Source organism: Methylobacterium sp. P3_A11 (assembly GCF_056403155.1).
The window spans coordinates 1-9,423 of the sequence record NZ_JBFUGA010000157.1 but is presented as its reverse complement, the minus strand read 5'-3'; the positions used below and the strand labels follow the sequence as shown (position 1 = coordinate 9,423).

Here is a 9,423-nt window from a genome sequence, read left to right as displayed (position 1 = left end):
CCGATGACGCGGCGCTTCACCGTCTCGACCACGACCTGCTTGGAGCGGCCATGGGAGAAGCTCTGACGCACGGTCCCCGCCTCGATCGGCCGCTTGAGGGACAGCGGCTTCGGGGAAGTCCTGTTCAGAGTCTTGTCGCCCGGGTTGTTCGTATCGCTCATTCAGCCTGAACCCTGAGGGTTTCCATCGTCCCGTGAACCGTCGCCCGGTGGCGCCGGCCAAATCTGTCCTGCGTCGTCAACGTGAGGCTTCGTCGATCCCGCCGATTCGGGCTGGATCGGGCTCCCCGGTCGCCGCGGCGGCGCCCTCGAAGGAGCGTAGCCGACGCCAACGCGACAGGCAGCCGGCAGCTCCGGCTCCTGCGACGAGCGCAGCGTGTATCACATGACCCCGACCCAAGGCCATGTCCAATTCGTCTTCGGACAGGTCATCGATGATCGGTATCCTCGACATGGCCTCGCCGTGTCGCCTGTACAAGGCCGCGGCGAGCTTGCGGCGACCGTCCGGGCTCGCCTCGGCGGCGTGGATCACCGCGATGGCGGCCGGCTGTCCGCCGATCGCGGCCTCGACCTTCGAGAAACCTGCGACAAGGCAGCCCGCCTTGTTAGCCATCGCGATGGCTTGCCGCAGATCGTCCCGGAGCCCCGCCACGATCCGGTCCGGCAGGTCGGGGGCGGCCGGGGTCGGCCCCTTGAACGCCCGCGAGAACAGGTTCTTCCGCACCGCCGTGGCGACCGCCTCGCGCCGGGCGCTCACCCACGCGCCGCGGCCCGGCAGCTTGGCGCGCAGGTCGGGGACGACGCTGCCGTCCGGCCCGCGCACGAATCGGATCATCGCCTCCGGGGCCTGGGCGACGCGCGTGACGATGCAGGTCCGCTCGGGCATGCGGCGGCCGGGGCCGGAATCGAGCCCCCCGGCCTCCGGCCCATCCTCGGGCAGGATCGTCTCGACCTCGGCCATCGCGCCTCCGCCGCCGGCTCTCGCCTCAGGCCTCGTTCGGAGCGGGGGCGGTCTCCTCGCCCTCGGCGGACTCGGCGCCCTCTTCGGTCTCCTCCGGCTCGGGCAGCGCCTCGATCCAGCCGGCCTTCAGGCGAGCGGCCATGATCAGGGCCTCGGCCTCGGCACGGGACAGGTCGAACCCGTCGAGGTAGCCGGCATGGCGCACCGCCTCGGGGCCGCGGCCCTCGGTGTAGCCGACGAGGTCATCGGTGGCGCAGCCCGCGAGGTCCTCGACGTTCTTCACGTCGTTCTCGCCGAGGGCCACCATCATGGGCGTGGTGATGCCCTCGATCTCGCGCAGCTCGTCGGCGACGCCGAGTTCGGTGCGTCGGGCGTCGTGCGCCTGCTCGATCCGGGCGAGGTGGTCCTGGGCGCGGGCCTGGATCTCGGTGCCGGTCTCCTCGTCGAGACCCTGGATGCCGGACAGCTCCTGGATGTCGACGTAGGCGATCTCCTCGACGTTGCGGAAGCCCTCCGCCGCGAGCAGCTGGCCGACGGTCTCGTCGACGTCGAGCGCCTCCATGAACACCTGGGTCCGCTCGGCGAACTCCTTCTGGCGGCGCTCCGATTCCTCGGCTTCGGTGAGGATGTCGATGTCCCAGCCAGTCAGCTGAGAGGCGAGCCGCACGTTCTGGCCGCGGCGGCCAATGGCGAGCGACAGCTGGTCGTCCGGCACCACCACCTCGATGCGGTCGGCCTCCTCGTCGAGCACCACCTTCACCACCTCGGCGGGCTGGAGGGCGTTGACGATGAAGGTCGCCTCGTCCTCCGACCAGGGGATGATGTCGATCTTCTCGCCCTGGAGCTCGCCGACCACCGCCTGCACGCGCGAGCCGCGCATGCCCACGCAGGCGCCGACCGGGTCGATGCTGCCGTCGCGGGAGATCACCGCGATCTTGGCGCGGGAGCCCGGATCGCGGGCCACAGCCTTCACCTCGACAATGCCGTCGTAGATCTCGGGCACCTCCTGGCCGAACAGCTTGGCCATGAACTGCGGGTGCGAGCGCGACAGGAAGATCTGCGGCCCGCGCACTTCCGAGCGCACGTCGAACAGGTAGGAGCGGATGCGGTCGCCCGGCCGGAAGGTCTCGCGCGGGATCATCTCGTCCCGGCGCACGATGCCCTCGCCGCGACCGAGATCGACGATCACGTTGCCGTACTCGACGCGCTTCACGATGCCGTTGAGGATCTCGCCGATGCGGTCCTTGTACTCGTCGAACTGGCGGGCGCGCTCGGCGTCGCGCACCTTCTGGACGATGACCTGCTTGGCCGACTGCGCGGCCACGCGGCCGAAATCGAAGGGCGGCAGTGTGTCGGAGATCACGTCGCCGACCAGGGCGCCCGGGTTGTAGCGGCGGGCCTGATCCAGGGTGATCTCGCGGGCGTCGTTCTCCACCTGATCGACGACCAGGAGGTGTCGCGACAGGCGCAGCGCCCCGGTCTTGTTGTCGATCTCGGCGTGCACGTCCGTCTCGGCGCCGTAGCGGGAGCGGGCCGCCTTGGCGATCGCCTCCTCCATCGCGTCGATCACGATGGAGCGGTCGATCACCTTCTCGCGGGCGACCGCGTCGGCGATCTGGAGGAGTTCGAGCCTGTTGGCGCTGACGACGGCCATCGGTGTCGGTCCTTCTCTTCCGTCAAATCTTCGGGCCGGCCGCCGGGCGGCCGACACGGGGGTCTCAGTGCAGGGAGTCGCGGTCCTTGAGCCGGGACGCCTTGGTCACGATCGGCTTCTTGGGGCCGGTCCGGGGCTGCTTCTCGGGCTTGCCCGCGGGGCTGGCCTTCTTCGGCCCCTTCGGCCGGAAGGGGCTGCGCGCCGGCGGCGGCGGGCTCTCCGCGTCCGGGGCATCGTCCTCGACCTCGTCGGACTCGTCCTCGGCGGGCGGCCCGCCACGGCGGAGCGACTCGCGAATCAACTCGTCGGTGAGGACGAGATGGGCCTCGGCGAGGTCCTTGAGCGGAAGGTCGATGCGGCTCGGGAGCCCTTCCTTCACGTCGGGCAGATCGATCGGCACGGTAAGCCGCGCCGGATCCGGCGCGCCGAGGATGCCGCGGAAGCGCTTGCGCCCGTCCAGCGGCGGGCTCAACTCGACCTTGGCCTCGTAGCCAACCCAGCGGGCGAAATCCGAGATCCGCACCAGGGGTCGGTCGATCCCCGGCGAGGAGACCTCCAAGTTGTAGGCCCCTCCCACCGGATCGTCGACGTCGAGGATCGGCGAGATCGTCCGGCTCACCGCCTCGCAATCCGCGATCGTGAAGGTGCCGTCCGGACGCTCCGCCATGATCTGCACGGTGCAGCCGTTGATGTTGGACATCTTCACCCGGACCAGCCGGAAGCCCAGACCCTCGAGCGGCCCCTCGATCGCCTGCGCGACGCGCGCGGCGACCCCGGCCTCGCGGACGAGGCGCTTCTCGGACAGATCCCCTTCGATCTCGGACGACATGGAGTTCAGCGCGCAACCTTCGCGGCGTTCTGGTGGTCGGCCCGCGGCGTGCGGCCTTCGCGGCGAGAGACCCGTGCGGCGAAAAAAAAGAGCGGACCCGGTGGGGCCCACTCCCGAACCGCAGCCTCTCGACTGCCATCAGAACTGTTGAAGGTCAGATAGCCGCGGATCGTCGAAAGTTCAAGGCCGTTCCGTCAGCCGCACCGCGGCACCCGCCCCTCCAGGGGGTAGGCCGGGTCGTTGTAGCCGGGCGTCGTCGGATGTCCGGCGGCCACGAACCCGTCGACCAGCGCCTCGTCCTCCGGCGTGAAGGCGTAGTCGAGGGCGCCGAGATATTCCTGCCACTGCGCCTCCGTCCGCGGCCCGGCGATGACGCCGGTGACGAGCCGGTTGTTCAGCACCCAGGCGGTGGCGAACTGGCCGGCCGTGATGCCCCGCGCCTCGGCGTGTTCCTTCAGGGTCCGGGCGATGCGCAGAGATTCGGGGCGCCACTCGGTCTGCATCATCCGCGTGTCCTGGCGGCCGGCGCGGGATTCGGCCGGCGGCGGGGCGTCCGGGTCGTACTTGCCGGTGAGCACGCCGCGGGCGAGCGGCGAGTAGGGCACGACGCCGAGCCCGTAATGGGCGCAGGCCGGCAGGTGCTCGGTCTCGGGCATGCGATTGAAGGCATTGTAATAGGGCTGGCTTACCACCGGCCGGTCGATCCCCAGCTCGTCGCAGAGCCGGCAGATCTCGGCGACCCGCCAGGAGCGGTGGTTCGAGACGCCGAAATGGCGGATCTTGCCCGCCCGCACGAGGTCGGCCATCGCCCGGACCGTCTCGGCGAGCGGCGTGTCGTGATCTTCCTTGTGCAGGTAGTAGATGTCGATGACGTCGGTGCCGAGCCGGCGCAGGCTATCCTCGGCGGCCCGCATCACGTGGACCCGCGACAGGCCGCGGTCGTTGACACCCGAGCCCGTCGGGTTGGCGACCTTGGTGGCCAGGATCCAGGCGGCGCGGTCGCCCTTGATGGCCCGGCCGGTGATCTCCTCGGAGCGGCCGTCCGTGTAGACGTTGGCCGTGTCGATGAAGTTGACTCCCGCCTCCCGGGCGTTGGCGACGATCCGGCCGGCGGTCGCCTCGTCGGTGGGGCCGCCGAACATCATCGTGCCGAGGCAGATCGGCGAGACCTTGAGGCCGGAGCGGCCGAGATTGCGGTACTGCATGGGATCCATCCGGTGTCCGTCGTCCCGCTATCTCGCCACTGCGCGGCCGAGGTCAACCGTGCCGGGCGACAGGGCCGTGTAACCTGAGCCCGGCCGCGGCGAACCGACCCGTGCCGGCACCGGAGCCCGGGGGCGGCCGTTCTCGCCGTGGCGCCTGCCGCAAGGCGGGTCGCCGCCGTCCTTCACCGAAGATGAGCCTGTCCGAGACCCATGATCGACCGCTCGGCCATCCTTCCCGAGATCCCCCGCCCCTGGCTCGATCGGGCCGGCCGCCTCTCCTGGCTGAAGCTCGTCGTCTTCGCGGGGTGCATCGCGCCGGCCCTGTACCTCGCCGCCGCCTACCGGCTCGACGCCCTGGGCGCGAAGCCGATCACCGCGCTGATCCACGCCACCGGCGAGTGGGCGGTGCGCTTCCTGCTGTTCTCCCTGGCGGTCTCTCCGCTCCGCCGCGTCGCCGACTGGTCCAGGGTCCTCGTGGTGCGGCGGATGCTCGGCGTCACCGTGATGGCCTACGCGGTGGCCCATCTCACCCTCTACGCGGTCGACCAGAACCTGATCCTCACCAAGGTGGTCTCGGAGATCGCGCTCCGGCTCTACCTGACGATCGGCTTCGTGGCGCTGATCGGCCTGATCGCCCTCGGCCTGACCTCCACGGATGCGGCGATCCGCACCCTCGGCCCGAACTGGAATCGGCTGCACCGGCTCGTCTACACGATCGCCGTTCTGGCCCTGGTCCATTACTTCCTGCAGTCGAAGATCGATGTCACCGATCCGGTCTTCTCGGCAGGGCTGTTCCTGCTGCTCATGGGCTGGCGGGTGATGCGGCGATTCAGATGGCCGGAGCGGCCCTGGTCGCTCCTGCTGCTCGCGATCCTCGCCGGCCTCGCCACCGCGGGGCTCGAGGCCGCCTGGTACGGGCTCGCCAGCGGTGTCCCGGCCAACCTCGTTCTCGCCGCCAACCTGGATTTCTCCGGCCCGATCCGGCCGGCCTGGTGGGTGCTGGCCGTCGGCCTGTCCCTGCCGCTCGTGGCGCTCCTGCGGGGCGCGAAGGCCCGCCCGGTCCGACAGGTTGCCGGCAGACACCCCGCCTCCGCGGCCCGTCCCGCCCCTGTTCGGGAACCCTTGTCGCCGCCGGCCTGATGCCGCAGAAACCGCTGCCGGCCCGCCGCCATCGGCGGTGCAGGACCCAGCGGAGCTTCCGAGACGCCATGCGCGGCACGTTTCTCCTGATCGCGGGCTTGCTCGCGCCGACCGCCGCCTATCCGGCCCCGTCCGCGAAGCCACCGAGCCCGACCAAAGCGGCGCCCACCCCGCCAACCCCGGCGGCGGCCGCACCGACCGTCGCTGCCTGCACGCCGCCCGAGCCGCCCCCGGCCTCCGCCCGGCCGATGAAGCCGGCGCTGCCGGCGAAGCCCGCCTGCCTCGACGCCAAGGAGGGCTGCCCAGGCTGGGAGGCCTACAGCTACAACGATGCGATCAAGGCCTATAACCTGCAGGCGCAGGCCTTCCGGCCGATCGCCGAGGGCTACGTGCAGAAGCTCAACGCCTACGTGAAGGCGAGCGCCGACTACGCGCAGTGCGAAGTCAACGCGATGCAGCAATAGTCGCCTGAACGGCGGCCGACCCGGCGTAACGACGGCGGTTCAGGCGCCCCGGGACATCCTCCAGCGATGGTGGCCGCGATTCCCGCGTGCCCGATCCCGCCGAGGCCCCCTTGCCCGCCCGTCATCGCCTCGCACGCACCGGATTCTGCGCTCTGCTCCTCGCCGCCGGCCCGGCCTGGGCCGCTGATTTCGACGGCCCCTATCCCCCGCCCCACGGCTACGGCGATCCGGTCCAAGAGGACGAGCCCGAGCGCCGGCCCCCGCCACCGCCACCGCGCCCCGAGCCGGAGTTCCGCGGCCCGCGCTTCACCGCCGCGCCCCCCGAGGCCTGTCGGGAGTTCGTCCGGCGGCGATTCGATCCGGACGGGGCGCCCGTGCTGCGCCGGGTGCGGGTTTGCGACGAGCCGGCCTTCGACCGCGGGCCGCCCCCGCCGCCTCCGCCCCCGGAGGACATCCCGCCCCGCCGCTGGGAAGGCCCGCGCTGGTAGGATGTGTGGCGGCTGGCTCCATGGCCCGCCACCTGACCGCGCATGGGCTGAAGCACTCCGCCGACGCGAGGTCACACGAGATCGCGCCGCCGTGGTCCGCGCGTGCGGCGCGCGGGCCGATGCAGGGCTTCAGCGACCGGGGTGTTCGATCGGGACCCGGCTCAGATCCGGGCCGGCGCCTTCTTCAGGGCGGCCGCGAAGGCCTTGAGCTGGCGGTTCAGATCCGCCAGCTCGTTCAGCGCGATGGTCTTGTGGCCGTCGCGGACCGCGCGATCGATGTCCTCGACCTGCAGGGCGACGAGGCGGCGTATGGCGGTTGCAACTTGTTGTCGGGTCATCGATTCGAGCGTCTCGTGGGTGCGTCCTGGCGGGCCTCGACGGACGGCCGGCAACGGGCCGTCGACACGGTTCGGTGATAGGCCGGTAGGCTTAACCGATGGTGTCCGCGCACCCACCCGTACACACGGGACCGCACCCTAGCGGCGCCCCCGCATCTCGGCGCGCCGCATCGGCATCGCGTCGATCGTGGCGAACAGCGCCTGCGGTGCGATGGGCGCCGCGGCGGTGAATTTGGCGCCCCCATCCTTCCCGATCAGGACCGCCCGGAAGCTGTCCGAGGGCAGGTCGAGCCGGGCGCGGAGGGCCTTCGCCTCCGCGCCGGAGCCGATCGCCTCGAGCACCACGAGATCGCGCTCGGCGATGCCGGTGCGCGCCGAACCCAGCGCCGCCCGCTGACCCGTGAGTTGGGTGTCCGCCGCATCGGGCGCCGACAGGACCAGCACCCGCGCGCGGTCGCGATAGGCATCGAGCGGCCCGGCAGAGGCCGCGCCCGCCCCGAGGACCGCCAGACCGAGACCCAGTGCCGTCGTCCGCATGTCGCCGCTCCGTGTTCACGCGCCGGGACAACGCACGGATCGGCCCCGGAGATCGCGCCTGCGCCTTTGCCGCGGCCGCCCCGCGCCCCAGATCGAGGCGGCAGCCAGAATTCGGGAGACCGTCATGACCACCATGAACCGCCGCATCGTCCTGGCCTCGCGCCCGCACGGCGAGCCACGAGCCGAGAATTTCCGCCTGGAGGAGGTGCCGGTGCCGCAGCCCGGACCGGGCCAGGTCCTGCTGCGCACCCGCTGGTTGTCCCTCGATCCCTACATGCGCGGCCGGATGAGCGACGCGAAATCCTACGCCGCCCCCGTGGAGATCGGCGCGCCGATCACCGCGGAGACCGTGGGCGAGGTCGTCGCCTCGAACCATCCCGACCACGCCGTCGGCGACCTGCTGACCGCCTTCGCGGGCTGGCAGGATTATTTCGTCACGGACGGCAAGGGCTCGCGCAAGGTCGACCCCTCCGTCGCTCCGCCGTCGACGGCCCTGGGCGTGCTCGGGATGCCGGGGATGACCGCCTATACCGGCCTCCTCAACATCGGCCGGCCGAAATTCGGTGAGACCGTCGTGGTCGCCGCCGCCGCCGGCCCGGTCGGGTCGCTCGTCGGGCAGATCGCCAAGCTGCACGGCGCCCGGGCCGTCGGCATCGCGGGCGGCCCCGACAAGTGCCGCTATCTCACCGAGGAGCTGGGCTTCGATGCCGCCGTCGACCATCGCGGCGCCGACCTGCCGGGCGCGCTCGCGTCCGCCTGCCCCAAGGGCATCGACGTCTACTTCGAGAACGTCGGCGGCGCGGTCTTCGCCGCCGTGATGCCGTTGCTGAACCCGTTCGCGCGGATCCCGGTCTGCGGCCTCGTCTCGGCCTACAATGCCACCGAGGTCCCGCCCGGCCCCGACCGGCTGCCCGGCCTGATGCGCGCCGTGCTGACCAACCGGCTGCACATCCAGGGCTTCATCGTCTGGGACTTCGCCGAGCAGGCGGAGACGTTCCGCAAGGAGGTCGCCGGCTGGATCCAGGAGGGCCGGGTCCGGTACCGAGAGGACGTAGTCGAGGGCTTGGAGAACGCCCCGGAGGCCTTCATCGGCCTGCTGAAGGGCCGGAATTTCGGCAAGCTGGTCGTGCGCGTCTCCTGAGCGCCGCTTGCTGCCGCTCCGGAACGGATATAGAACAAACGGATCCGGTGGCGCTGCGGAAAGCGGGCACAAGCCCGCTCCGCAGGTTGCCGCTCCGGAGGCCCGGGCGCATGGTTCGCGCGCCGCCGGGCAGGTGCCCTGTGAGATCCGTACGGTCAGGAGAGAGTGATGGCGGGCAGCGTCAACAAGGTGATTCTGGTGGGCAATCTCGGGCGCGACCCGGAGATGCGCCGCCTCGGCTCGGGCGACCCGGTTTGCAACCTGCGGCTCGCCACCTCCGAGTCGTGGAAGGACAAGGCGTCCGGCGAGCGCAAGGAGAAGACCGAGTGGCACTCGGTCGTGATCTACAACGACAACCTCGCCCGAGTGGCCGAGCAGTATCTGCGCAAGGGCTCGAAGGTCTACATCGAGGGCCAGCTCCAGACCCGGAAGTGGACCGACAATTCCGGAGTCGAGAAGTACACCACCGAGGTGGTGCTTCAGCGCTTCCGCGGCGAGATGACGATCCTCGACGGGCGCGGTGGCGGCGGCGGCGGCGACTTCGCCGGCGAGGACGATGGCGGCGGCCAGATCAGCCGTGGCGGCGACTCCGGCGGTGGCCGGGGCGGTGACCGCGGCGGCGATTTCGGCGGTGGCCGCGCCCAGGGCGGCGAGCGGCGGCCGGCCC

General features: G+C 71.2%; 12 protein-coding genes. 5 read left to right on the top strand and 7 right to left on the bottom strand.

Annotated features, from left to right (window positions below; all coding sequences use genetic code 11):
* From AC1DXK_RS28870 to AC1DXK_RS28850, 5 genes are all read right to left on the bottom strand, one after another.
* The coding region (locus tag AC1DXK_RS28870) for a translation initiation factor IF-2 associated domain-containing protein (protein ID WP_477299573.1) at window positions 1–161 on the bottom strand (161 nt) is incomplete at its 3' end.
* 76 nt (window positions 162–237) lie between these two features.
* Window positions 238–960: an RNA-binding protein gene (locus tag AC1DXK_RS28865; RefSeq protein WP_457108730.1), complete on the bottom strand. Its 723-nt coding sequence runs from the start codon at window positions 958–960 to the stop codon at window positions 238–240.
* 25 nt (window positions 961–985) lie between these two features.
* Window positions 986–2,614: a transcription termination factor NusA gene (gene nusA, locus AC1DXK_RS28860; RefSeq protein ID WP_457108729.1), complete on the bottom strand. Its 1,629-nt coding sequence runs from the start codon at window positions 2,612–2,614 to the stop codon at window positions 986–988.
* Between the two features lie 64 nt (window positions 2,615–2,678).
* The gene (gene rimP / locus AC1DXK_RS28855; protein WP_457108728.1) at window positions 2,679–3,443 is read right to left on the bottom strand and encodes a ribosome maturation factor RimP; all 765 of its coding nucleotides are present in this window, start codon (window positions 3,441–3,443) and stop codon (window positions 2,679–2,681) included.
* A 194-nt stretch (window positions 3,444–3,637) separates the two neighbouring features.
* Window positions 3,638–4,648, bottom strand: coding sequence for an aldo/keto reductase (locus AC1DXK_RS28850; RefSeq protein ID WP_457108727.1), 1,011 nt, complete (start codon window positions 4,646–4,648; stop codon window positions 3,638–3,640).
* A gap of 210 nt (window positions 4,649–4,858) precedes the next feature.
* On the opposite strand from AC1DXK_RS28850, the gene AC1DXK_RS28845 reads away from it, so the two are divergent.
* The 3 genes from AC1DXK_RS28845 (at window position 4,859) to AC1DXK_RS28835 (ending at window position 6,740) form a co-directional block, all read left to right on the top strand.
* Window positions 4,859–5,788, top strand: coding sequence for a protein-methionine-sulfoxide reductase heme-binding subunit MsrQ (locus tag AC1DXK_RS28845; RefSeq protein WP_457108726.1), 930 nt, complete (start codon window positions 4,859–4,861; stop codon window positions 5,786–5,788).
* A 68-nt stretch (window positions 5,789–5,856) separates the two neighbouring features.
* Window positions 5,857–6,252 (top strand): hypothetical protein, encoded by a 396-nt coding sequence (locus tag AC1DXK_RS28840; RefSeq protein WP_457108725.1) that lies wholly within the window; start codon window positions 5,857–5,859, stop codon window positions 6,250–6,252.
* 86 nt (window positions 6,253–6,338) lie between these two features.
* A complete protein-coding gene (locus AC1DXK_RS28835; protein WP_457108724.1) occupies window positions 6,339–6,740 on the top strand; it encodes a hypothetical protein in 402 nt (133 codons plus the stop codon).
* 161 nt (window positions 6,741–6,901) lie between these two features.
* Here the strand turns inward: AC1DXK_RS28835 and AC1DXK_RS28830 are convergent, their stop codons facing one another.
* The gene (locus AC1DXK_RS28830; RefSeq protein ID WP_457108723.1) at window positions 6,902–7,078 is read right to left on the bottom strand and encodes a hypothetical protein; all 177 of its coding nucleotides are present in this window, start codon (window positions 7,076–7,078) and stop codon (window positions 6,902–6,904) included.
* 138 nt (window positions 7,079–7,216) lie between these two features.
* Complete coding sequence (locus AC1DXK_RS28825) at window positions 7,217–7,615, bottom strand: DUF4174 domain-containing protein (protein ID WP_457108722.1); 399 nt, start codon at window positions 7,613–7,615, stop codon at window positions 7,217–7,219.
* Window positions 7,616–7,739: 124 nt separating this feature from the next.
* Here AC1DXK_RS28825 and AC1DXK_RS28820 point away from each other — a divergent pair, with 124 nt between their 5' ends.
* Together AC1DXK_RS28820 and ssb are read left to right on the top strand one after the other, a co-directional pair.
* Window positions 7,740–8,756, top strand: a complete 1,017-nt coding sequence (locus tag AC1DXK_RS28820; protein ID WP_457108721.1) for an NADP-dependent oxidoreductase — start codon at window positions 7,740–7,742, stop codon at window positions 8,754–8,756.
* A gap of 168 nt (window positions 8,757–8,924) precedes the next feature.
* On the top strand, window positions 8,925–9,423 hold a 499-nt coding region (gene ssb, locus AC1DXK_RS28815), incomplete at its 3' end, for a single-stranded DNA-binding protein (RefSeq protein WP_477299572.1).

What these genes read in the sequence shown, in the direction of transcription:
- AC1DXK_RS28840 (WP_457108725.1), top strand. Translation starts at nt 5,857, where the DNA reads ATGCGCGGCACGTTTCTCCTGATCGCGGGCTTGCTCGCGCCGACCGCC.
- AC1DXK_RS28850 (WP_457108727.1), bottom strand. Translation starts at nt 4,648, where the DNA reads ATGCAGTACCGCAATCTCGGCCGCTCCGGCCTCAAGGTCTCGCCGATC.
- AC1DXK_RS28830 (WP_457108723.1), bottom strand. Translation starts at nt 7,078, where the DNA reads ATGACCCGACAACAAGTTGCAACCGCCATACGCCGCCTCGTCGCCCTG.
- AC1DXK_RS28845 (WP_457108726.1), top strand. Translation starts at nt 4,859, where the DNA reads ATGATCGACCGCTCGGCCATCCTTCCCGAGATCCCCCGCCCCTGGCTC.
- rimP (WP_457108728.1), bottom strand. Translation starts at nt 3,443, where the DNA reads ATGTCGTCCGAGATCGAAGGGGATCTGTCCGAGAAGCGCCTCGTCCGC.
- AC1DXK_RS28820 (WP_457108721.1), top strand. Translation starts at nt 7,740, where the DNA reads ATGACCACCATGAACCGCCGCATCGTCCTGGCCTCGCGCCCGCACGGC.
- nusA (WP_457108729.1), bottom strand. Translation starts at nt 2,614, where the DNA reads ATGGCCGTCGTCAGCGCCAACAGGCTCGAACTCCTCCAGATCGCCGAC.
- AC1DXK_RS28825 (WP_457108722.1), bottom strand. Translation starts at nt 7,615, where the DNA reads ATGCGGACGACGGCACTGGGTCTCGGTCTGGCGGTCCTCGGGGCGGGC.
- AC1DXK_RS28865 (WP_457108730.1), bottom strand. Translation starts at nt 960, where the DNA reads ATGGCCGAGGTCGAGACGATCCTGCCCGAGGATGGGCCGGAGGCCGGG.